This is a genomic window from Streptomyces sp. NPDC127177, from assembly GCF_042672475.1.
Classification (GTDB): domain Bacteria; phylum Actinomycetota; class Actinomycetes; order Streptomycetales; family Streptomycetaceae; genus Streptomyces.
Genome location: NZ_JBHXUW010000041.1, coordinates 40,367 through 61,610, shown reverse-complemented (window position 1 = coordinate 61,610; position 21,244 = coordinate 40,367). Strand labels below are relative to the sequence as shown.

24 protein-coding genes and 3 tRNA genes are annotated in these 21,244 nt (G+C 70.6%); 22 read left to right on the top strand and 5 right to left on the bottom strand.

The features are described from left to right. Nucleotides 1-51: 51 nt before the first annotated feature. From ACFVJX_RS24515 to ACFVJX_RS24450, 14 genes are all read left to right on the top strand, one after another. Complete coding sequence (locus ACFVJX_RS24515; protein ID WP_384123400.1) at nucleotides 52-453, top strand: NADH-quinone oxidoreductase subunit A; 402 nt, start codon at nucleotides 52-54, stop codon at nucleotides 451-453. Further along, nucleotides 444-1,160 carry an NADH-quinone oxidoreductase subunit B gene (locus ACFVJX_RS24510; protein ID WP_384123376.1) on the top strand — a complete coding sequence of 239 codons (717 nt, stop codon included), beginning with the start codon at nucleotides 444-446 and terminating at the stop codon, nucleotides 1,158-1,160. The genes ACFVJX_RS24515 and ACFVJX_RS24510 overlap by 10 nt, the downstream gene beginning before the upstream one ends. Continuing rightward, nucleotides 1,157-2,407 carry an NADH-quinone oxidoreductase subunit C gene (locus tag ACFVJX_RS24505; RefSeq protein ID WP_384123374.1) on the top strand — a complete coding sequence of 417 codons (1,251 nt, stop codon included), beginning with the start codon at nucleotides 1,157-1,159 and terminating at the stop codon, nucleotides 2,405-2,407. Before ACFVJX_RS24510 ends, ACFVJX_RS24505 begins: the two co-directional genes overlap by 4 nt. Beyond that, entirely contained in the window at nucleotides 2,404-3,372 is a 969-nt protein-coding gene (locus ACFVJX_RS24500; RefSeq protein WP_384123372.1) for an NADH-quinone oxidoreductase subunit H, read from the top strand. Before ACFVJX_RS24505 ends, ACFVJX_RS24500 begins: the two co-directional genes overlap by 4 nt. Further along, nucleotides 3,372-3,953: a NuoI/complex I 23 kDa subunit family protein gene (locus tag ACFVJX_RS24495; protein ID WP_384123370.1), complete on the top strand. Its 582-nt coding sequence runs from the start codon at nucleotides 3,372-3,374 to the stop codon at nucleotides 3,951-3,953. Before ACFVJX_RS24500 ends, ACFVJX_RS24495 begins: the two co-directional genes overlap by 1 nt. After that, nucleotides 3,950-4,540 (top strand): NADH-quinone oxidoreductase subunit J, encoded by a 591-nt coding sequence (locus tag ACFVJX_RS24490; protein ID WP_384123369.1) that lies wholly within the window; start codon nucleotides 3,950-3,952, stop codon nucleotides 4,538-4,540. Before ACFVJX_RS24495 ends, ACFVJX_RS24490 begins: the two co-directional genes overlap by 4 nt. Then, entirely contained in the window at nucleotides 4,540-4,971 is a 432-nt protein-coding gene (nuoK, locus tag ACFVJX_RS24485) for an NADH-quinone oxidoreductase subunit NuoK (RefSeq protein WP_384123367.1), read from the top strand. The genes ACFVJX_RS24490 and nuoK overlap by 1 nt, the downstream gene beginning before the upstream one ends. Continuing rightward, on the top strand, nucleotides 4,968-6,968 hold the full coding sequence (locus ACFVJX_RS24480) for an NADH-quinone oxidoreductase subunit L (RefSeq protein ID WP_384123365.1): 2,001 nt from the start codon (nucleotides 4,968-4,970) through the stop codon (nucleotides 6,966-6,968). Before nuoK ends, ACFVJX_RS24480 begins: the two co-directional genes overlap by 4 nt. A 27-nt stretch (nucleotides 6,969-6,995) precedes the next feature. Next, nucleotides 6,996-8,546 carry a NuoM family protein gene (locus ACFVJX_RS24475; RefSeq protein WP_384123398.1) on the top strand — a complete coding sequence of 517 codons (1,551 nt, stop codon included), beginning with the start codon at nucleotides 6,996-6,998 and terminating at the stop codon, nucleotides 8,544-8,546. A 59-nt stretch (nucleotides 8,547-8,605) separates the two neighbouring features. Further along, the gene (locus tag ACFVJX_RS24470; RefSeq protein WP_384123396.1) at nucleotides 8,606-10,132 is read left to right on the top strand and encodes an NADH-quinone oxidoreductase subunit N; all 1,527 of its coding nucleotides are present in this window, start codon (nucleotides 8,606-8,608) and stop codon (nucleotides 10,130-10,132) included. Nucleotides 10,133-10,248: 116 nt separating this feature from the next. Then, nucleotides 10,249-10,713 (top strand): large conductance mechanosensitive channel protein MscL, encoded by a 465-nt coding sequence (gene mscL / locus ACFVJX_RS24465; RefSeq protein ID WP_384123363.1) that lies wholly within the window; start codon nucleotides 10,249-10,251, stop codon nucleotides 10,711-10,713. Between the two features lie 196 nt (nucleotides 10,714-10,909). Continuing rightward, nucleotides 10,910-11,773 (top strand): zinc metalloprotease HtpX, encoded by an 864-nt coding sequence (htpX, locus tag ACFVJX_RS24460; RefSeq protein ID WP_384123361.1) that lies wholly within the window; start codon nucleotides 10,910-10,912, stop codon nucleotides 11,771-11,773. Next, nucleotides 11,770-12,162: a YccF domain-containing protein gene (locus ACFVJX_RS24455; RefSeq protein WP_384123359.1), complete on the top strand. Its 393-nt coding sequence runs from the start codon at nucleotides 11,770-11,772 to the stop codon at nucleotides 12,160-12,162. Before htpX ends, ACFVJX_RS24455 begins: the two co-directional genes overlap by 4 nt. 112 nt (nucleotides 12,163-12,274) lie before the next feature. Beyond that, nucleotides 12,275-12,547, top strand: a complete 273-nt coding sequence (locus tag ACFVJX_RS24450) for a GlsB/YeaQ/YmgE family stress response membrane protein (protein WP_384123357.1) — start codon at nucleotides 12,275-12,277, stop codon at nucleotides 12,545-12,547. A 12-nt stretch (nucleotides 12,548-12,559) separates the two neighbouring features. Here ACFVJX_RS24450 and ACFVJX_RS24445 read toward each other — a convergent pair whose 3' ends face one another. The 3 genes from ACFVJX_RS24445 to ACFVJX_RS24435 all read right to left on the bottom strand — a co-directional run bounded on the left by ACFVJX_RS24445 (nucleotide 12,560) and on the right by ACFVJX_RS24435 (nucleotide 14,363). Beyond that, nucleotides 12,560-13,219: an alpha-ketoglutarate-dependent dioxygenase AlkB family protein gene (locus tag ACFVJX_RS24445; RefSeq protein WP_384123355.1), complete on the bottom strand. Its 660-nt coding sequence runs from the start codon at nucleotides 13,217-13,219 to the stop codon at nucleotides 12,560-12,562. Then, nucleotides 13,219-13,725 (bottom strand): methylated-DNA--[protein]-cysteine S-methyltransferase, encoded by a 507-nt coding sequence (locus ACFVJX_RS24440; RefSeq protein WP_384123353.1) that lies wholly within the window; start codon nucleotides 13,723-13,725, stop codon nucleotides 13,219-13,221. The genes ACFVJX_RS24445 and ACFVJX_RS24440 overlap by 1 nt, the downstream gene beginning before the upstream one ends. A gap of 149 nt (nucleotides 13,726-13,874) precedes the next feature. Continuing rightward, nucleotides 13,875-14,363: a YajQ family cyclic di-GMP-binding protein gene (locus ACFVJX_RS24435; protein WP_384123351.1), complete on the bottom strand. Its 489-nt coding sequence runs from the start codon at nucleotides 14,361-14,363 to the stop codon at nucleotides 13,875-13,877. A gap of 380 nt (nucleotides 14,364-14,743) precedes the next feature. Between ACFVJX_RS24435 and ACFVJX_RS24430 the strand changes: the two genes are divergently transcribed. Further along, nucleotides 14,744-14,825: transfer RNA gene (locus ACFVJX_RS24430), tRNA-Tyr, on the top strand. A gap of 399 nt (nucleotides 14,826-15,224) precedes the next feature. On the opposite strand, the gene ACFVJX_RS24425 is transcribed toward ACFVJX_RS24430, so the two are convergent. Together ACFVJX_RS24425 and ACFVJX_RS24420 are read right to left on the bottom strand one after the other, a co-directional pair. Further along, nucleotides 15,225-15,881 carry an SDR family oxidoreductase gene (locus ACFVJX_RS24425; RefSeq protein ID WP_384123349.1) on the bottom strand — a complete coding sequence of 219 codons (657 nt, stop codon included), beginning with the start codon at nucleotides 15,879-15,881 and terminating at the stop codon, nucleotides 15,225-15,227. A 36-nt stretch (nucleotides 15,882-15,917) separates the two neighbouring features. Then, nucleotides 15,918-17,195: an amidohydrolase family protein gene (locus tag ACFVJX_RS24420; RefSeq protein ID WP_384123347.1), complete on the bottom strand. Its 1,278-nt coding sequence runs from the start codon at nucleotides 17,193-17,195 to the stop codon at nucleotides 15,918-15,920. Nucleotides 17,196-17,480: 285 nt separating this feature from the next. Between ACFVJX_RS24420 and ACFVJX_RS24415 the strand changes: the two genes are divergently transcribed. The 7 genes from ACFVJX_RS24415 to ACFVJX_RS24385 all read left to right on the top strand — a co-directional run bounded on the left by ACFVJX_RS24415 (nucleotide 17,481) and on the right by ACFVJX_RS24385 (nucleotide 21,187). Further along, nucleotides 17,481-17,553 (top strand) — tRNA-Thr (locus ACFVJX_RS24415). A gap of 45 nt (nucleotides 17,554-17,598) precedes the next feature. Further along, nucleotides 17,599-17,671: transfer RNA gene (locus ACFVJX_RS24410), tRNA-Met, on the top strand. An 88-nt stretch (nucleotides 17,672-17,759) separates the two neighbouring features. Next, a complete protein-coding gene (gene rpmG / locus ACFVJX_RS24405) occupies nucleotides 17,760-17,924 on the top strand; it encodes a 50S ribosomal protein L33 (protein ID WP_003956487.1) in 165 nt (54 codons plus the stop codon). Nucleotides 17,925-18,027: 103 nt separating this feature from the next. Beyond that, nucleotides 18,028-18,480, top strand: a complete 453-nt coding sequence (locus ACFVJX_RS24400; protein WP_384123345.1) for a MaoC family dehydratase N-terminal domain-containing protein — start codon at nucleotides 18,028-18,030, stop codon at nucleotides 18,478-18,480. Further along, entirely contained in the window at nucleotides 18,480-18,908 is a 429-nt protein-coding gene (locus ACFVJX_RS24395; RefSeq protein ID WP_384123343.1) for a MaoC family dehydratase, read from the top strand. Before ACFVJX_RS24400 ends, ACFVJX_RS24395 begins: the two co-directional genes overlap by 1 nt. A gap of 196 nt (nucleotides 18,909-19,104) precedes the next feature. Next, the gene (locus tag ACFVJX_RS24390; RefSeq protein WP_384123341.1) at nucleotides 19,105-19,653 is read left to right on the top strand and encodes a TetR/AcrR family transcriptional regulator; all 549 of its coding nucleotides are present in this window, start codon (nucleotides 19,105-19,107) and stop codon (nucleotides 19,651-19,653) included. 103 nt (nucleotides 19,654-19,756) lie between these two features. Further along, nucleotides 19,757-21,187, top strand: coding sequence for an MFS transporter (locus tag ACFVJX_RS24385; protein ID WP_384123340.1), 1,431 nt, complete (start codon nucleotides 19,757-19,759; stop codon nucleotides 21,185-21,187). The last annotated feature ends 57 nt before the right edge of the window (nucleotides 21,188-21,244 follow it).

Here is a 21,244-nt window from a genome sequence, read left to right as displayed (position 1 = left end):
GTGACTCTGCCGGGCGCGACCGACCTGCCGGGCGTGACCGATCTGCCGGGCGTGACCGATCTGCCGGGACCGGCTGTTCTCGCGTCGGGCTATTTCCACAGTTACTCGGTCGTCGGGCTGCTCGCCGTAGTCGGTGTGCTGTTCGTGGCCGTCGCCTTCGGAGCCGGCCGACTGCTGCGCCCCGTCGTCCCGACACCGGAGAAACTCCTCACGTACGAATGCGGCGTGGACCCCGTGGGCGAGGGCTGGGCACACACCCAGGTCCGTTACTACGTGTACGCCTTCCTCTACGTGATCTTCGCCGTCGACTCGATCTTCCTGTTCCCGTGGGCGACCGTCTTCGCCGCGCCCGGATACGGCGCGACGACGCTGGTGGAAATGTTCATCTTCCTCGGTTTCCTGGCCGTGGGACTGCTCTACGCATGGAAGAAGGGCGTCCTCGAATGGACGTGACGAGCCCGTCGTCCCCAGGTCGGCCGGGACCGGAGGCGGGAGCGGGCGCCGCCCCCGCGCCCGAGCCCGTCCCCACGTTCCTCCCCGAGCCCAAGCGGCTGGGCGTGCTGTCCCGGCTCGCACCCGAGCCGATGAAGGTGGTCCTCAACTGGGGCCGCCGCTACAGCCTCTGGGTCTTCAACTTCGGACTCGCCTGCTGCGCCATCGAGTTCATCGCCGCCTCCATGGCGCGCCACGACTTCATCCGGCTCGGCGTGATCCCGTTCGCCCCGGGCCCCCGACAGGCCGACCTCATGATCGTCTCCGGCACGGTGACGGACAAGATGGCTCCGGCGGTGAAGCGGCTCTACGAGCAGATGCCCGAGCCCAAGTACGTCATCTCCTTCGGTGCCTGCTCCAACTGCGGTGGCCCGTACTGGGATTCGTACTCCGTGACGAAGGGGGTCGACCAGATCATCCCGGTCGACGTCTACGTCCCCGGCTGCCCGCCCCGGCCCGAGGCGCTGCTCCAGGGCATCCTCAAGCTCCAGGAGAAGATCGCGCGCGAGTCGCTGGGCGAGCGCTACGCGACGGACGGCGCCGCCCGCCCCTCCACCACCGCGCTCCGCAGCGGCCTGGTCCCGGCCCCACCGGCCCCGGGCTCGTCGGACGCTTCGGGCTCGTCGGAGGCACCGGACTCTTCGGATGCGTCGGGGGAGGGGAAGTGACTGCCGCCGAGAGTTTTGACGGGCTGCCGGACGCCGTCACCGACGTCTTCGGCGACGAGGCGACGGCGGAGCAGGCCTACGATCTGCTGACCGTCGACGTGCCGCCCGCCGCCTGGATCGCCGCTCTCGAAACGGCGCGCGACGGCCTCGGCTGCACGTATTTCGACTGGCTGAGCGCCGTGGACGAACCGGGCACGGGCTTCCGGGTATGCGCCCATCTCGCCGCGCTGCCGGCCTCGGGCGGCCGCGTCCGCCGGCTCCTGCTCCGTACGACCGTCCCGCACGAGGCGGCCGTGCTGCCCAGCGCGATCGACGTCTACGCGGGCGCCGCCTGGCACGAGCGCGAGACGCACGAGATGTTCGGCATCGGCTTCGAGGGCCACCCGCACCTGGTTCCGCTGCTGCTGCCCGAGGGCTTCGAGGGCCACCCCCTGCGCAAGGACTTCGTTCTGGCGGCCCGGGTCGCCAAGGCCTGGCCGGGCGCCAAGGAACCGGGCGAGTCGGAGCACGGCGGCCCGAAGCGCCGCACGATGCTCCCGCCCGGCGTGCCCGACCCCAACGAATGGGGCCCTCTGAAGGGCCAGCTCCCCCCTGCCCCCGCTCGCCCGGCCCGCACGGCCCGCGCGGCGGCCGACCGCCCGCCCCGCCGCACACCCGGCGCGCCCGCCGCGGCCGCCGCGCCCGGCACACCCGCCGCGCCCGGCCCGGACGCCGGTGCCGGTGTTGGTGCGAGTGCTGGTGCTGGTGCGGTGGCTGGCGCTGGTGTGGGTGCTGGCGCCGATGGGGGTGCGGGTGCGGAACCGGCGCCCCGGACCAGGCCTCCGCGTCGTACGCGCACCGCGTCCCAGGGCTCGGCGAGCCAGCAGCCACCGATGGAGGATGCGGCCGCGAAGGCTGCGGCCGGGACCGATGCGGCAGGGACCGGGGCAGCCGGGACCGATGCGGGTGCGAAGGGGGCGTCCTCGGGCGCCGCTCCGGCCTCGGGCGCCGCTCCGGCCCCGGACGCCGCTCCGGCCTCGGGCGCCGCTCCGGCCCCGGACGCCCCCTGGCACAACGCCCGCCCCGCCTTCGACGACTCCGCGGACGACTCCACGGAACGGGAGAGCAAGCCCCCCGCCCCCGAGACCGAGCCCCCTGCCCCCGAGACCCCGCCCCGGGCGGAACCTTCACCCGAGGCCCCCAGCACCCCCAGCACCCCCGACACCCCCGACACCCCTGACACCCGCGCCGGAGGCGATACCGAGTGAACGACGTACTGGACGTCGCCCTCCGCCTCGTCATCGTCTTCGCGGTGTTCATGGTCGTCCCCCTCATCGTGGGTCAGGCCGAACACAAGGTCATGGCCCACATGCAGGGCCGCCTGGGCCCCATGTACGCCGGCGGCTTCCACGGCTGGGCCCAGCTCGTCGCGGACGGCGTGAAGTTCGCGCAGAAGGAAGACATCGTTCCGGCCGAGGCCGACCGCAGGGTCTTCCAACTCGCGCCCGCCGTCGCGCTGCTCCCGTACCTCCTCGTGCTCGTCGCCATCCCGATCGGTCCGGGTGAGGGCGCCGTCGGGCAGGTCGTCGACGCGGGCATCTTCTTCGTGCTCGCCGTGATGGGCATCGGCGTGCTCGGCTCGCTGATGGCCGGCTGGGCGTCGGCCAACAAGTTCTCCCTGCTCGGCGGCTTGCGCACCGCCGCCCAGCTGCTCGCGTACGAGCTGCCGATGCTGCTGGCCGCCGCTTCCGTGGCGATGGCGGCGGGCACCGTCTCCCTGCCCGGCATCCTCGACGCCTTCGAGTGGTGGTGGCTGCCGTGGCAGATCATCGGTGCCCTGGTCTTCTTCGTGGCCGGACTCGCCGAACTCCAGCGCCCGCCGTTCGACATGCCGGTCGCTGACTCGGAGATCATCTTCGGCGCGTACACCGAGTACACCGGCCTTCGCTTCGCGCTCTTCCTGCTCGCCGAGTACGCGGGCATCGTCGTGCTGTGCGGACTGACCACCGTCCTCTTCCTCGGCGGCTGGCACGGCCCGTTGGGCGCCGACGGACTGGGCTGGGTCTGGACGCTCCTGAAGACCGGCATCCTCGCCTTCATCGTCATCTGGCTGCGCGTGAGCTACCCCCGGCTCCGCGAGGACCAGTTGCAGAAGCTCGCCTGGACCACGCTCATCCCGCTCGCTCTCGCGCAGATCGCGCTCACCGGCATCGTGAAGGTGGCGATCAACTAGTGCCCCCGATCCCCGGCGCAGGCCTGGCCAAGGGCCTCGCCGTCACCCTGCGGACGATGACGAAGAAGACCGTCACCGCCCAGTACCCGGACGTGCAGCCCGAACTGCCTCCCCGATCGCGCGGTGTCATCGCGCTGTTCGAGGAGAACTGCACGGTCTGCATGCTCTGCGCCCGTGAGTGCCCCGACTGGTGCATCTACATCGACTCCCACAAGGAGACGGTGCCCGCCGCGGCCCCGGGCGGCCGCGAACGCAGCCGCAACGTGCTGGACCGCTTCGCCATCGACTTCTCGCTCTGCATGTACTGCGGGATCTGCATCGAGGTCTGCCCGTTCGACGCGCTGTTCTGGTCACCGGAGTTCGAGTACGCCGAGACGGACATCCTCGAACTCACCCATGAGCGCGACAAGCTCCGCGAGTGGATGTGGACGGTGCCCGAGCCCCCCGCGCTCGACCCGGGGGCCGAGGAACCCAAGGAGATCGCCGCCGCCCGTAAGACGGCGGACAAACTCCGGGCCCAGCGCGAAAAGGAAGCCGCGGAGCAGCAGGCCGCCCAGGAGGGACAGGAGGGACCGGAGTGACGACAGCCATCGGAGCCGCCACCGGAGCCGCCTCCGTCCTCGCCGCCGCCGGCGACCACCCCGGCTTCCTCTCCCCGGCCGGCATCGAGATCGCCTTCGTCCTCGTCGGCATCGCCACCCTCGGCGCCGCCCTCGTCACCGTCACGACCAGACAGCTGGTGCACGCCGCCCTCTGGCTGATCGTCGCGCTCGGCGGCCTCGCCGTCGAATACCTCCTGCTCACGGCGGAGTTCATCGCCTGGGTACAGGTACTGATCTACGTCGGTTCCGTCGTCGTCCTCCTGCTGTTCGGCCTGATGCTCACCAGAGCCCCCATCGGCCGCTCCCCGGACGCAGATTCGGAGAACCGCTGGGCCGCCCTCGCGGTGGCCGTCGCGGCGGCCGGCACCCTCGTCTGGGTCGTCGTGGACGCCTTCCGCACCACCTGGATCGAGCTCGACGGACCGGCCCAGGGCTCCACCGAGGCCACCGGCGCCTTCCTCTTCCGGCACTGGGTGCTTCCCTTCGAAGCGCTCTCCGTTCTCCTGCTCGCGGCCCTGGTCGGCGCGATCGTCCTGTCCCGCAGGGGCCGAGAGGACAAGAGCTGATGCACCTCGCCTATCCCGCAGTGCTCGCCGTCCTCCTCTTCTGCACCGGGCTCTACGGAGTGCTCGCGCGCCGCAACGCGATCCTGGTCCTGATGTCCGTCGAGCTGATGCTCAACGCCGTCAACCTCAACCTGGTCGCCTTCGACGTCTGGCTCCGCGACGCCCTGCACTCCGGCCAGGCCCTCACCCTGTTCACCATCGCCATCGCGGCGGCGGAGATCGGCATCGGCCTGGCCATCGTCCTCGCCGTGTACCGCAACCGCGGCAGCTCCGCCGTCGACCGCCTCCGCGACACCGCCGAGACCGACGAGGCCGAGACGGTCCCCGACGGAGAAGGCGAAGGCACCGACCGCGCCGGCACCGAATCCGGCACCGAAGACCAGGCCACTGCTCCGGCAGGGAAGGCAAAGAAGGCAGAGGCCACTCCGTGACCACCACGACCCTCGCCGTCCTCGTCCCCCTCCTGCCTTTCCTGGGAGCCGCGGCCGGACTCCTGCTCGGACGCACCGCCCCCGAATTCGTCCGCCCGCTCGCCGTACTGCCCGCCCTCGCCTCCCTCGTCATCGCCGCCGTCATCGCCGCACGCCAGGGCGGCGGCCGGGCCATCGACGCGGCCACCCAGCTCACCCCCACCGGCTCCGTCCCGATCGACCTCGCCCTGCACCTGGACGGCTTCGCGGTCCTCGTCGCCGTCCTGGTCGCCCTCGTCGCGAGCTGTGTGCAGATCTACTCGACGGCGTACCTGCGCGACGACCCCCGCTACCCCTCGTACGCGGCCCTCGTCTCCCTCTTCACCTCCGCGATGCTGCTCGTCGTCTACTCCGGCGACCTGATGGTGCTGCTGGTCGGCTGGGAGATCATGGGCATCTGCTCGTACTTCCTGGTCGGCCACTACTGGGAGACGCCGGAGGCTCGCGCCGCCTCCCTCAAGGCGTTCCTGGTCACCAAGCTCGGTGACGTCCCCTTCCTCATCGGACTGTTCGCGCTCGCCGCCGACACGGGCACCTTCCGCATCACCGGCATCCTCGGTTCCGTCGCCCACGGCGGCCTCGACCACCCCACCCTGATCGCGCTGCTCCTCCTCGCCGGTGTCGCCGGCAAGTCCGCGCAGTTCCCGCTGCACACCTGGCTGCCCGACGCGATGGCCGGCCCCACCCCCGTCTCCGCGCTGATCCACGCCGCGACGATGGTCGCCGCCGGTATCTACTTCGTGGCCCGGCTCCTCCCCGTCTTCGCCGCCTCGGGCGCGGCGCTCGTCGTCCTCGCCGCCATGGCCGCCGTCACGATGGTCGGCTCCGGGCTTGCCGCCCTCGCCCAGGACGACATCAAACGCGTCCTCGCCTACTCCACGATCGGGCAACTCGGCTACATGTCAGGTGCCCTGGCCGTCGGTGACCGGGGCGCCGCCGTGTTCCACCTGCTCTCGCACGGTGCGTTCAAAGCCGTCCTCTTCCTGGCCGCAGGCGTCGTCATCCACGCCGCCGGCACCAACTCGCTGGCCGCCATGTCCCGCATGGGCGGCCTCGCCAAGCGCATCCCCGACGCCTACTGGACGATGACCGTCGCACTCCTCGCGCTGGCCGCCATCCCTCCCTTCGCCGGTTTCTTCTCCAAGGAAGCCGTCCTCGTCGCCGCCGAGCACACCGCCCTCGGCGACCGGCACGTCGCCCCGGCCGCCGCCGGCTGGACCGTCCTCGTCGCCGGACTCCTGGCCGCCGTCCTCACCGCCGCGTACGCCACCCGCCTCTGGCTCCTCGCCTTCCGGGGCCGCGGCGCCGAGGCACCCGACCACGGCAGGCAACCCGCCGCCATGACCTCGGTCCTGTGGGTACTGGCCATCCCCACCATCGCCTTCGGACTCACCGTCGGCGTGATCGGCGACTGGTTCGACGGCCACAGCCTCACCCCGTCACTGACCACAGCCGTCCTCTCCACCGGCGTCGGCCTCGTCGGCGGTCTCGTCACCTACGGAGCCTGGCGCCACACGACAGCCCTCGCCGACCGCACCCCCATGGGCGCGGTCGTCGCCCACCCCGACGAGGAACCCGCGCTCGTCGAGATCGAGGCCATCGAGTCCCGCACCGCCGCCTACGGCGAAACCGGTGACGCCCCCGACCCTGCCGACCCCGGCCGGCTGCTGCTCGGCCCCCTCCACCGGCACGCGGCCACCGGCTTCCACCTGGACGCCCTCTACGCGGCGCTGTTCGTCCGCCCCGTCCAGGCCGCGGCGAGCCTCGTCCGCTTCCTGGACCGCGAGGTCGTCGACACCTACGTACGCGGCTCCGCCACCGGCGCACGCTGGCTCGGCACCGCCGTCCGCCGCGCCCAGACCGGCAACGTGCAGACCTACCTCAGCGCACTGCTCGCCGGTTCCCTGGTCCTGGCGGTCGCCGCCGTCGTCTTCGCCAACGTCAACGCCGGGTCGTGAGCCGTGATCGATATGAGCGAATCCGTGATGCAGTTCCTTCTCGCGTTCATCGTCGTCGCCCCGCTCCTCGGCGCCGTCGCAGCCCTGCTCCCGGCCCCGCCCGGACTGAAGGGCCGCAACCCCGACCAGGCCGTGCTCCGCCACGGCGTGACCGTGACCGGCGTGATCCTCGTCGCCGCGATCGTGCTCGCCCTCGGCTTCGACCACGACCACCCGTCGAAGACGCAGGCCACCACCGACATCAGCTGGATCCCGGCGCTGGACGTCCGCATCCACCTCGGCATCGACGGCATCTCGCTCCCCCTTCTCGTACTGACCGCGCTGCTGACCTTCCTCTGCGCGCTCCACAGCTACTTCAAGATGCCCGCGGGCCCCTCCCCGAAGGCCTTCGTCGCGCTGGTCCTCCTCCTGGAATCCGGCACCCTGGCGACCTTCGCCGTCCTCGATCTGCTGCTGTTCTTCCTGGCGTTCGAGATGGTGCTCATCCCGATGTACTTCCTCATCGCCCGCTGGGGCGGTGCGCAGAAGCAGGCGGCGGCCTGGAAATTCATCCTCTACACACTGCTCGGCTCGGTCGTCATGCTGCTCGGGCTGCTCCTCATCGGACTGAAGAGCGGCACCTTCGACATGGTGGCACTCGCCACTGACAACGGCCGCGGCCTCACCTCGTCCGTGCAGGTCATCGCCGTTCTCGCGATCGGGATCGGGCTCGCGGTGAAGACCCCGATGTGGCCGCTGCACAGCTGGCTCCCGGACGCCCACACCGCCGCCCCGACCGTCGGCTCGGTCCTGCTCGCGGGCGTCCTGCTGAAAATGGGCACGTACGGATTCGTCCGGATCCTGCTCCCGATCGCCCCCGACGGCATGCACACGTTCGCGCCCTACCTCGCGGCCTTCGCCGTCGCCGGCATCATCTACGGATCGCTCGCCTGCCTGGCGCTCGCCCGGCCCGGCGCCAAGGGCGACCTGAAGCGACTGATCGCGTACTCCTCCGTCGGCCACATGGGCTTCGTCCTCCTCGGCATCGCGAGCATGACCCCCACCGGGGTCAACGGCGCACTCTTCGCCAACATCGCCCACGGCCTCATCACCGGCCTGCTGTTCTTCCTCGTCGGCGCGGTCAAGGACCGGTACGGCACCGCCGACCTCGACACCCTCTCCGGCAGCACCGGCGCCGCGCTCTACGGCAGCGCACCCCGCCTCGGCGGCCTCCTCGCCTTCACCGCGATCGCCTCCCTCGGGCTCCCCGGCCTCGCCGGGTTCTGGGGCGAGATGCTCGCGCTGTTCGGGGCCTTCGACCCCGCCGACGGCCTGAGCCGGCCCGCCTTCCTGACCTTCATGTCCATCGCGGCGTTCGGCACCCTGCTCACCGCCGCGTACATGCTCATCCTGGTGCGCCGCGTCTGCATGGGTGCCAAGCGTGAGACACCGCACCGGATCCCCGACATCCAGCACCACGAGTTCGCCGCCTGGACCCCCCTCGCCGCCCTCACCGTCCTGGCCGGCCTGTGGCCCGCCGTCCTCCTCGGCCTCACCGACCCGGCCGTGCAGAAGCTCCTCGCAGGAGGCAAGTCGTGACCACAGCGGCCGAGAGCACCACCCACCTCGCCCAGTCAGCGGCCGAGAGCACCACCGGCATCGTCCAGTCAGCCGCCGAGAGCACCACCGGCCTCGTCCAGTCCGTCGACTGGCTCGCCATCGCGCCCCCGGTCACCGTCGCCGCCGTCGCCCTCGTCGTCCTGGTCGCCGACCTCTTCGTACCCCAGGAACGCAAACACCTCCTCGGCTACGGAGCCGTCGCCGGACTCGTCGCCGCCCTCGCCCTCGTCGTCCCCCTGCACGAAGGCGACCGCTCGACCTTCTGCCTCACCACCGACGCCCACGCCTGCAGCTACACCGCCGACCACTTCACCCTGGTCATCCAGGCCCTCGTGCTCGGCGGCGCCCTCCTCACCGCACTGCTCTCGATCGGCGACACCCGCAAGCTCCCGGCCGGAGAGTTCTGGTTCCTGCTGCTGTCCTCCGCAGCCGGCGCCGCGCTGCTGCCCGCAGCCCGCGACCTCGCCACCCTCGTCGTCGCCCTCGAAGTCGCCTCACTGCCCGCCTTCGCCCTCGTCGGCATCAAGCGTGGCGACCGGCGTTCCTCCGAGGCCGCACTGAAGTTCTTCCTCTCCTCCGTCGTCGCGACCGCCGTCATGCTCCTCGGCGTCAGCTTCGTCTACGCGGCGACCGGCACCCTCCACCTCACGGAGATCGCCGACCGCCTCGACGACGTCCCCGGACAGCTCACCACCCTCGCCGAAGCGGGTGTCGCCCTCACCCTCGTCGGATTCGCCTTCAAGACGGCCGCCGCGCCCTTCCACTTCTGGGTCCCCGACACCTACGTCGGCGCCCCCCTGCCGATCGCCGCCTACCTCTCGGTCGTCGGCAAGGCGGTCGGCTTCTCCGGTCTCATCCTCGTCACCGTCGTCGCGTTCCCCTCCTACTCGGACGTCTGGGGCCCCGCCCTCGCCGTCCTCGCCGCGCTCACCATGACCACCGGGAACGTCGCCGCGCTGCGTCAGAGCGCCACCCGCGCCCGCAGCGCCGTACGCCTCCTCGCCTGGTCGTCCGTCGCCCAGGCCGGCTACCTCCTGGTGCCCATCGCGTCGGCCGCGTACGCCGGCGACCGGCAGATCGGTTCCACCGTCGCGTACGCACTGATGTACGCCGTCGTGAACCTCGGCGCCTTCGCGGTGGCCGCCCTGGTCGCACGTACCCACCCCGGAAACCGCATCACCGACTACCGCGGCCTGTACGCCACCCGGCCCCTGGCCGCTCTCGCGATGGGCTTCTTCCTGCTCTGCCTCGCCGGACTGCCGCCGGGCATCATCGGCCTCTTCGCCAAGGTCACCGTCTTCTCCTCGGCCGTCGACGCCGGGCTCGGCTGGCTCGCCGTCGTCATGGCCGTCAACGTCGTCATCGCGCTCTACTACTACCTGCAGTGGACCGCGGCCCTGTTCCGCGCCCCCGAGCCCGACGGTACGCAACAGCCGCAGACCACCACCCGGCACCGGACTCCGGCCCCGCTGACCGCCGCGATCGTCCTCACCGCCGTCGCCGGGATCGCCCTCTCCGGAGCCCCGCAGACCGTCCTCAGGTTCGCCGCCGTCAGCCTGTTCTGACGCCGCCGCGCCGTCCTGACGACGCCAAGATCGGCTTGCCCGCAGCAGCCCGAACAGGGCAAGGTCATGCCCGCAGACGACGCACGGAGCGTCCACATCACAGAGGAGCAAGAGCAGTGCTGAACGGTTTCAAGGACTTCATCCTGCGCGGAAACGTCGTCTCCATGGCGATCGGCCTCGCCGTCGGAGCCGCGTTCACCGCAGTCGTCACCGGGTTCAGCAACGCTTTCATCGTGCCGCTGATCGGCCTCATCACCCGCGGCACCGGCGACTTCAGCAAGGCCGAGTTCAAGTTCGACGACGTGACCTTCCCCTACGGGCTCTTCATCAGCGCCGCCATCGCCTTCCTCATCACCGCGGCGGTCCTCTACTTCTGCGTCGTCGTGCCCATGGCCAAGGTCCAGGACCGCTTCACCGCCAACAAGGACCAGGAACAGATCGACATCAAGGCCGCCCTGCGCGACTGCCCCCGCTGCTACACGGAGATCCCCGCCATCGCCTCCCGGTGCGCCCACTGCACCAGCGAGGTCGAGCCCGACCCCGAGGCCGTGGAACTCGCCAAGGTGCCCGTCCAGCGCTGACCCGCCCCGGCCCCTCCACCCGTACGGCCTACGGCCCGCTCCGGTGCACACCCCCGGAGCGGCCCGGCCCCGCGGCGGTAAGCACAAGGGAACTAGCTCCCCTCGCCTGGCGTTGACCAGTACGGGAGGCTCCACTGGGGAGTGGAGCACCACCAAGCAAAGGGTTCCCCTGCTTGCACCACCTGGAGGGCGTACCGTGCACCGCCGGCACAACGGGCTGAGAACCGCCGTACTCCTCGGGGGCCTGTCCGCACTCATCATCCTCATCGGCAGCTTCTTCGGACGTACCGGCCTGATCGTCGCGCTCGTCGTAGCCGTCGGCACCAACGCCTACGCGTACTGGAACAGCGACAAGCTGGCGCTGCGAGCCATGCGCGCCCGCCCGGTGAGCGAATTCGAGGCACCCCAGCTCTACCGCATGGTCCGCGAGCTCTCCACCGCCGCCCGCCAGCCCATGCCCCGCCTCTACATCTCCCCGACGCAGGCCCCGAACGCCTTCGCGACCGGCCGCAACCCGCGCAACGCCGCGGTCTGCTGCACCGAGGGCATCCTCCAGATCCTGGACGAACGGGAGCTGCGCGGTGTCCTCGGCCACGAGCTCAGCCATGTCTACAACCGGGACATCCTGATCTCGTCCGTCGCCGGAGCCCTCGCCTCGGTGGTCATGTTCCTGGTCAACTTCGCCTGGCTGATCCCGGTCGGCCGCTCCAACGACGACGAGGGCCCCGGCATCCTCGGCATGCTGCTGATCATGATCCTGGGCCCGCTCGCCGCCTCCGTCATCCAGCTGGCCGTCAGCCGCTCCAGGGAGTACCAGGCGGACGCCTCTGGCGCCCAGCTGACCGGGGACCCGCTGGCCCTGGCGAGCGCCCTGCGGAAGCTGGACGCCGGCACCAAGCAGCTTCCGCTGCCGCCCGAGCCCAGGATCGAGACCGCGAGCCACATGATGATCGCGAATCCCTTCCGCCCCGGACAGGGCATGTCCAAGATGTTCTCGACACATCCGCCGATGGCGGAGCGCATTGCCCGACTCGAGCAGATGGCAGGTCATCGCCCGTGAAAACCATTCTGAACGTCATTTGGCTGGTCCTGTGCGGCTTCTGGATGTTCCTCGGCTACCTCGCCGCGGGCCTCCTGCTGTGCATCACGATCATCGGCATCCCGTTCGGCCTCGCGGCCTTCCGTATCGGCGTCTACGCCCTGTGGCCCTTCGGCCACCGCGTCGTCGACCGCCGGGACGCGGGCGCCCCCTCCTGCGTGGGCAACGTCCTCTGGCTGGTCCTCGCGGGCTGGTGGCTGGCGCTGGGTCACATCACCACCGGCATCGCCCTGTGCATCACGATCATCGGCATCCCCCTGGGCATCGCGAACTTCAAGCTGATCCCGGTGTCACTGATGCCCTTCGGCAAGGAGATCGTCAGCACCGACGAGCAGTTCGCCGGCTGGTAGAGCGCCCAGGACGGGGAGGGGCACCCGCAGTTCACAGGCGGTGCCCCGCAACCGCCCGGCCGTCACCGACGTCTTTGGATTTCAAGACCGAGTGACGGGTAGGTTCGCACGCATGAGCATCATTGGCTGGATCATTCTCGGACTGATTGCCGGCGTCATCGCCAAGATTCTGCTGCCGGGCCGCGACCCCGGTGGCCTCGTCGGAACCACCCTGACCGGCATCGTCGGTGCCTTCCTGGGTGGCTGGATATCGTCGAAGTTCCTGGACCGTCCGATCTCCAAGGACTTCTTCGACGCAGGGACCTGGGTCTCCGCCATCGGCGGATCGCTGGTCCTGCTGATCATCTACCGGTTGTTCTTCGGGAACTCCCGCGAGCGCCGCTGATCAGCCAGTTTTTCAGACACCCAACCCGGTCTCGCGCAGGGTCAGATTGAGCCGACCACCGCTCATGCCTGTCGCGGGACCGGCCGTTCCCGGCCGGATCCTCGGCACCCCGTGGAACGCGAACCGCGACGGCCCGCCGAATACGAACAGATCCCCCGAGGCCAACTCCACGTCCGTGTAGGGCCTTCCCCGGGTCTCCGTGTTGCCGAAGCGGAAGACACAGGTGTCACCGATGCTCAGCGACACCACGGGAGCACCGGACCGCTCCTCCTTGTCCTGGTGCATGCCCATCCGGGCGGCATCGTCATAGAAGTTGATCAGCGCGGTGTCCGGCGCGTACGACCGCACCGGACCCTCCTGCCCGTACGCCTCGGCCAGCGCCGCCCGCCCCAACTCCCCGAGCCACTCCGGAAACGGCGCCACCGGCGCCCCGTTCACATCGTCCGCCGTACGCGAATACCGGTACGGCTGCCAGTGCCACCCCAGGCACACGGTCCGCACCGACATCACCCCGCCGCCCGGCAACGCCGTGCGCCGCAACGGCACGGGGCCGCGGGCCCACTCCCGGCAGGCCGCCACCAACTCCCGCTGCCGCTCCACCGAAAGCCACTCGGGAACATGCACGGCCCCCGGCGCGACCACCGTACGCGGCCTGGGAAAGAGCCCGGACATCAGCGCACCGCCAGGGCGCCCTCAAGCCCCAGAAGCCGCTCCTTGCGCTCCAGGCCGCCCGCGTAGCCGCGCAGCGCCCCGTCCGAGCCGATCACCCGGTGGCACGGCCGCACGACCAGCACCGGGTTGCGCCCGATCGCCGTACCCACGGCCCGTACCCCCGCCCCGGAAGCACCGACGCGCTCGGCGATCTGCCCGTACGACACCGTCTCGCCGTAGGGGACATCCTCCAGCGCGGCCCAGACCCGGCGCTGGAAGTCCGTGCCCCGGCCGTCCGCGTACACGACGTCGAACCGGGTCCGGCGCCCCTCGAAGTACTCCGTCAGCTGGGCGGCCACCCCCGCGAAGGCCCCGGGCTCGCGGACCCAGCCGTCCTCGATGACCGCCGCACCCTTCTGGCCGGGCAGGGAGAGCGAGACGAGCGCCATGCCGACCGGTCCCGCGGCCTCCTCGCCGACCAGCAGCAGTTCGCCCAGCGGGCTGTCGACCGTCGCGTACATGGTCATGACTCGTCCCTCTCCTCGTCCTCGGAAAGCCGGATCATCGGCTGCCGAGGACCAGTCTCCGTCGCCCGGACCGCCGCGACCGGCGGTATTCGGACATGACGTCCGGACGCGGAACCAGATGTTCCGCCCCGCGCCCGGACCGCCGCGTCCTACCGGTAGTTCGCGAACTGCACATCGAAGTCGAAGTCCTGGGCCTTCACGAGCGCCTGAACGGTCTGCAGGTCGTCCCGGCTCTTCGAGCTGACCCGCAGCTCGTCACCCTGGACCTGCGCCTTGACGCCCTTGGGGCCCTCATCGCGAATGACCTTCGCGACCTTCTTGGCGTTCTCCTGGGAGATGCCCTCCTCGATGGTGGCGAAGAGCTTGTACTCCTTGCCGGAAAGCTGCGGCTCGCCCGCGTCCAGGGACTTCAGCGAGATGCCGCGCTTGATCAGCTTGGTCTGGAAGATGTCGAGGATCGCCTTGACCCGCTCCTCGCCGCTCGCCTCCATGAGGATCTTCTCGCCCGACCAGGAGATCGAGGCGCCGGTTCCCTTGAAGTCGTAACGCTGCGAGATTTCCTTGGCGGCCTGGTTGAGGGCGTTGTCGACCTCCTGCCGCTCGACCTTCGAGACGATGTCGAAACTGGAGTCGGCCATGACGTGTGGCTCCTTGTATCGGGGTGCTGAAAACGGAATGACTACAGGGCGGCCGCAACGCCTGCCGACGCCACACCCCGCCCCCCGAAGCCTAAGGGCTGTCCCGTGATCCCTGGCGGGCGCGCGAAGCCGGCTACGGCGCCTCGCCGCGTTGTCGGAACGCCCGAATACATCCAGTATGCGGACGTCTCTCCGCCTTACGATGCACCGCGTCCGACGCCGCGCGCTGATCCATCAGGGATTACGGGCCAGCCCTTGGCCACCCGCGCCCGTCCGAGCCGCTGGTCAATCCAGTGGCGTAGCACCCCTGGGCATCAGGTATCGTTTACGTCGTTGCCACAGAGCGCCGTCGACAGACGGGTCTCACGGCAGCATCCCTTGGCGGTGTGCCCGAGTGGCCAAAGGGAGCAGACTGTAAATCTGCCGGCTCAGCCTACCCAGGTTCGAACCCTGGCGCCGCCACAAAGCAAGGCCCTCGTCCTCGGACGGGGGCCTTCTCTGTTGTGCCGTTCCCGCCCCGCCGCCCCCGCCCCGCCGGCCCGCAGAGATCTCGGCGGCGACGACACGATGTGTGGCCGGGGCGTTCCTGGGCGGTGCGGGGAGGCGCTGGAGGTGGCGCGCAGGACCGGCCGCACCGAGGCGCTGTTGAATGGCCCGGAGCCCTTCGTGCGGGCGGGGCACCGTTCATGACGGTGCGTTCGCCGGCCGGTTGCGTGCGGGCGACGGGTCGCCGGGGCCCTGCTGGGGCGGCACGGCATCACCGTACGTCCGGCGGCCGGGGCTGAACGGGGCGGCGGTGGAAGCCGGTCCGGGCACCGGGGGCTGAACGGGGCGGCCGTGGAAGCCGCCCCGGCCCGTGTGTCAGTTCCCCGCGATGTCCTTCACCGCGACCATCACCGGCACGCTCCCCGAGATGAGCTCCAGGGTCAGCCCCGCCGTCGCCGGGGTGTCCAGCAGCTCCAGGAGCGCGGCCGCCACGTCGTCGCGCGGCACCGGGCCGCGGCCGGTCGACGCGGCGAGCAGCACCTCGCCGGTGCCCGCGTCGTTGGTCAGCATGCCGGGGCGCAGGATCGTCCAGTCAAGAGCCGTCCGGGAGCGCACGTACGCGTCCGCCGCGCCTTTGGCGCGCAGGTACGCGTCGAACACTTCGTCGCCGGGGTGGTCGGCGTCGGCTCCCATGGACGAGACCACGACGTAACGCCGCACTCCAGCCCGCTCCGCCGCGTCCGCGAAGAGCACCGCGGCCCCGCGGTCCACCGTGTCCTTGCGGCCCGTGCCGCTGTTGGGGCCCGCACCGGCCGCGAAGACCACCGCGTCGGCACCGCGCAGCACCTCCGCGGTCTCCTCCACGGTGGCCGATTCGAGGTCCAGGACCACCGGCTCCGCGCCGACCGCCCGGAGATCGTCACTCTGTTCGGGATTGCGGATGATGCCTGCGGCCTCATCCCCGCGTGCAGCGAGCAGCCGCTCCAGCCGCAGCGCGATCTGACCGTGTCCACCTGCGATGACAATGCGCATGGTCACGACGGTACGCCGGAGCACGCCGCGGCGCGCTCAGGGCCCGCCGCCGGCGCCGGTTTCCGGCCGCCCCTGGCGGGGGAGGCCGGGCCCGCCGCCCGTCTCCGAGTCGCAGTACTCGCGTACCGCGCTGGTCCGGGCGACCACCCGGCCGCGGTGGACGACGATCCGGCTGTACGCCAGGGAGAGCACCCCGGTGAGCCGTTCTCCGCGCACGGCGAGCAGTTCGGCGGGGAAGCCCGCCTCGACCCGCACCTCGGGCAGTCCCATCGCACGCCTGGCCTCGGTGGACACCGCCCCGTAGGCCTGTTCGGCCCGCAGTCCGCTCTGCGATGCCAGCAGGAAGGCGGCTTCCAGCGGATCGCCGCGCCCGACCGGGTTGGCGAGGTCCCGCAGCGCGCCGCTGCCCGCCGCGACCCGCACTCCGGCCGCCCGCAGCAGCCGTACCGGGGCGGTGCCCCGGCGCTCGGATCCGCAGCAGCCGCCCTGGGGGAGGCAGACCACCGTCACGCCGGAGGAGGCGAGCTGGTCGGCGGCGCGGCCCGCGGCCTCGTCGCCGAGCCGAGCGAGGCCCGCGCAGGGCCCGATGGCGACCCCCTGCCGCAGCCCGCCCGCCATGGCCGCGAGCCGGGCCAGCCGGGCGGGGTCGTCACCGTCCGTGTGCAGGTCGACGGGGCAGCCGTGCTCGGCGGCGATCTCCAGGACGGCTTCCACGTACCCCGTGGGGTCCGGATCGAGGTCGGGCCGGCCGCCGACCGCGCCGGCCCCCATCTTCACCGCGTCCCGCAGCATGGCGAGTCCGTCGGCGCCCGCGATGCCGGTGAGCAGCCGGGGGACGGCGACCGGGGTCAGATCGGCGAGCCCGCGCAGCGAGCGGCGGGCCTGGAGGACGGCTTCCAGGGCGGCGAGGCCCTGTACGTCGCCGATCCGTACGTGCGAGCGCAGGGCGGTCGCGCCGTGGCCGAGTTGGAGCAACGCGGCCTCGGTGGCGCGCCGCTGGACGTCCTCGGGGCCTTGTGGCGCCGGTCCCGGGGTGTCCGGTCCGGCGCCGTCGGCGGTGAGCGCGGTGTCGCTGTGGGCGTGCGGCTCGGCAGGCGCCGGGAGCAGGAGGTGGCCGCGCAGGTCGATACGGGTGCCGGGTGCGATGAGGCTGCCCGCTGTGCCGACCGCCTCGATGCGGCCGTCTCCGAGCCGTACGTCCACGATGCGGCCGTCGGTGAGACGGGCCCCGCAGAGTGTCAGCGCGGAGCTCTCCCGGCCGGTGGTCGCGTCGGCGGCGTGGTCGTCGGGCGGCCGCGGCCGGCTGTCGGGCATCGTGCTCCAGGGAGGGGGCAGGGTTACGCAGAGTGAGTCGAGCCTAGGGGTGTGATGTGTCAGGTTCGAGGAGGAGTTGAATAGTCGTACCGGTGCCGTCCGGTGGCGTCCGCAGGTGTCCGGGCGTACCGGACGGGAGGTGGCCCGGTGGTTGCCGAACCGCTGATCAAGTGGCCGACGGGCGGCTGGCCGAGGGTTCGTCGCGGAGCCGATCAAGGGCTCTGGATGGGGCTTCGAAACGGATTTGGGCGATCGGCGACAGACCGTGTAATGTCTTCATCGCTCGCCCCAATAGCTCAGTCGGTAGAGCGTCTCCATGGTAAGGAGAAGGTCTGCGGTTCGATTCCGCATTGGGGCTCTGGTGATCGGGTAACCCCGCTTCGGCGGGGAGACTCGTCATCAAAGCGGTGTAGCTCAGTCGGTAGAGCAAGCGGCTCATAATCGCTGTGTCACCGGTTCAAGTCCGGTCACCGCTACTAACAGTAGCCGATTGTGGGGTCGGTCCTTCGATCGGCTACTCTTTTTTGCGTTCATCCGTCCATCGTCCGTCCAAGGAGCACTCACGTGGCTGCCACCGACGTCCGCCCGAAGATCACGCTGGCCTGCGTGGAGTGCAAGGAGCGGAACTACATCACCAAGAAGAACCGGCGTAACAACCCGGACCGTCTTGAGATGAAGAAGCATTGCCCGCGCTGCAACTCGCACACCGCGCACCGCGAAACGCGCTGAATCAGGCTCGTACACGAGGCCGTCCCCGTTGGGGGCGGCCTCGTGTCGTTGTATAGGGCTGTACTTCGGCCCATTCGTCTTTCCATCAGGAGGTTGCGAGCTCATGGCGCTCGACCAGTCCTTCGTGGGGCGGACCTATCCGCCCACCGCGCCGTACGAGGTCGGCCGGGAGAAGATCCGCGAGTTCGCCGAGGCGGTGGGTGACACCAACCCGGCGTACGTCGATCCGGAGGCGGCCAGGGCGCTCGGTCACAGCGATGTGATCGCGCCGCCGACCTTCGTCTTCTCGATCACCTTCAAGGCCGCGGGCCAGGTCGTGCAGGACCCGCAGCTGGGCCTGGACTACAGCCGGGTGGTGCACGGAGACCAGAGGTTCGTCTACGTCCGTCCGGTGCGGGCGGGGGACCGGCTGACGGTCACCTCGACGATCGAGGCCGTCAAGTCCATGGCGGGCAACGACATTCTGGATGTTCGTGGCGAGGTCCACGACGAGGCCGGGGAGCATGTCGTGACGGCGTGGACGAAGCTGGTGGCACGCGCCGCCGAGGAGGCGTGATGACGGCGAAGGTGAGCTACGGCTCGGTCGAGGTCGGTACGGAGCTGCCGGCGCGGTCGTTCCCGGTCACCCGGGCGACGCTGGTGCAGTACGCGGGCGCCTCCGGAGACTTCAACCCGATCCACTGGAACGAGAGGTTCGCCCGCGAGGTCGGACTGCCGGACGTGATCGCGCACGGCATGTTCACGATGGCCGAGGCGATCCGGGTGGTCACGGACTGGACCGGCGATCCGGGTGCGGTCGTCGAGTACGGGGTTCGGTTCACCAAGCCGGTCGTCGTGGCCGACGACGACAAGGGCGCGCTGATCGAGGTCAGCGGGAAGGTGGCCGCCCTGCTGGACGACAAGCGGGTGCGGGTCGACCTGACGGTGATGAGCGAGGGCAAGAAGGTGCTGGGCATGTCCCGCGCCGTGGTGCAGCTCGGCTGACGCCGCGAGGAAGAGCTGAGCGACCTGGTGAGGCGTAAGGGGTGCGGTCCTGGGGCTGTGCCCCTTACGCATGGGGGCACGGTCCATGGGCTGTGCCCCTGCGTACGGGGTGGTCGCCGTGCCGTGCGTGAGGCCGGGCGTCCATCCCGGTTGACTAAGTTAGTGATTGAGTACTAACTTAGCCCGCATGGTAAGGATGAGTGCAGACGAGCGGCGCGAGAGTGTCATCCGCGCGTCGATCACCGAGTTCGCCCGCGGCGGGTACAACGCCACGTCGACCGAGTCGATCGCCAGACGTGTCGGTGTCTCGCAGCCGTACCTCTTCCGTCTCTTCCCCAACAAGCAGGCCATGTTCCTCGCCGCGTCCGAGCGGTGCCTGGTGGACACCCGCAAGGTCTTCGCGGAGGCCGCCGAGGGGCTCGAGGGCGACGAAGCGCTGCATGCGATGGCTGAGGCGTATCAGCAGCTGATCGTCCATGACCCCGACCGGCTGCTGATGCAGATGCAGATGTACGCGGCCGTCGCGGCGGCGGAGGCGGCCGGGGACCATGAATTCGGCGAGTCGGTCCGTGCGGGCTGGCTGCAGATGTTCGACGACATCTCCCTCACGCTCGGTGCCGACCCCGACGAGGCGACCACGTTTCTCGCGTTCGGCATGCTCATCAACACCCTGACGTCGCTCGGCTATCCGGCGGATCACCGGATCTGGTCGAGGTTCTACGAATCGGCCCGGCCGATCATCTGAAGCGCGCCGGTCGTCCGAGCGGTGCGGACCGGGTTCGGCCCTCTTCGGCCCGGATTTCTGCCCAGAAAAGTTAGTCATCAATAACTAACCCTCAGGGGGAGCAGTGACCCAGCACACGAAGGGCCGCGCGGGAGCGGTCTGGGCCCTTGTCATCACCAGCGTGGCCGGCTTCATGGCCGCCCTCGACAACCTCGTCGTCACCACCGCCCTGCCGTCCATCCGCGAGAGCCTCGGCGGGGAGCTGGAGGAGCTCGAATGGACGGTGAACGCGTACACCCTCACCTTCGCCGTCCTGCTGATGTTCGGTGCCTCCCTCGGTGACCGGTTCGGCCGGCGTCGTCTCTTCAGCATCGGGCTCACCGTCTTCACCGGCGCGTCCGCCGCGGCCGCCCTCTCGCCCGGGATCAACGAACTCATCGCCTTCCGCGCCGTCCAGGGCGTGGGCGCGGCGATCATGATGCCCCTGACGCTCACCCTGCTCACGGCAGCCGTGCCGCCCGCCCGCAGAGGAGCCGCGCTGGGCATCTTCGGTGCCGCGACCGGACTCGCGGTGGCCAGCGGGCCGCTGATCGGCGGCAGCCTCACCGAACACCTCTCCTGGCAGTGGATCTTCTGGCTGAACGTGCCCATCGGGCTGATCCTGCTGCCGCTCGCCCGGCTGCGGCTGGCCGAGTCCCACGCCCCGGACTCCCGGCTCGACGTCCCCGGCACCATCCTGGTCAGCGGCGGGCTCTTCGGGATCGTCTACGGCCTGGTCAACGCCAACTCCGACGGGTGGACCAGCCCCACCGTGCTGACCGCCCTCATCGCCGGCACCGCGCTCCTCGGCGCCTTCATCCACCACGGCTTCCGCGCCAAGAACCCCATCCTGCCGATGCGGCTCTTCAAGGACCGGGCGTTCTTCGGGATCAACATGGCCAGCCTGCTGATGTTCCTCGGCATGTTCGGTTCGATCTTCCTGCTCAGCCAGTACCTCCAGGGCGTGCTCGGCTACTCGCCCACCGAGGCCGGTCTGCGGATGCTGCCCTGGACCGGGATGCCGATGCTGGTGGCCCCCATCGCCGGAGTGCTCGCCGACCGGTTCGGCGGCCGTCCGGTGGTCGTGACGGGGCTCGCCCTCCAGGCCGTCGGCCTCGGCCTGTTCGCCATGGCGCTCGCCCCGGACGCCTCCTACGCCTCGCAGCTGCCCGGACTGATCGTCGGCGGCGTCGGAATGGCCCTGTACTTCGCACCCGCCGCCAGCCTGGTCATGTCCAGCGTCCGCCCCGGTGAACAGGGCATCGCCTCCGGTGCCAACAACGCGCTCCGCGAGGTCGGCGGCGCCCTCGGCGTCGCCGTGCTCGCCACGGTCTTCTCCTCGCAGGGCGGTTACGACTCCCCGCAGTCCTTCACCGACGGGACCGTTCCCGCGGTCTGGATCGGCGCCGGAGTGGTGGCGCTCGCCGCGCTCGTCGCCCTGCTCATCCCGCGCCGTGCCAGCACCCCGGCGCAGGAGCCCGAGCAGGCCGAGGCGCGGGTCCCCGTACCCGCCTGAGCAGGTGCCACGCCGATACGGTCCGCTCCCGCGCCAGGACGGCGGGGGAACGGACCG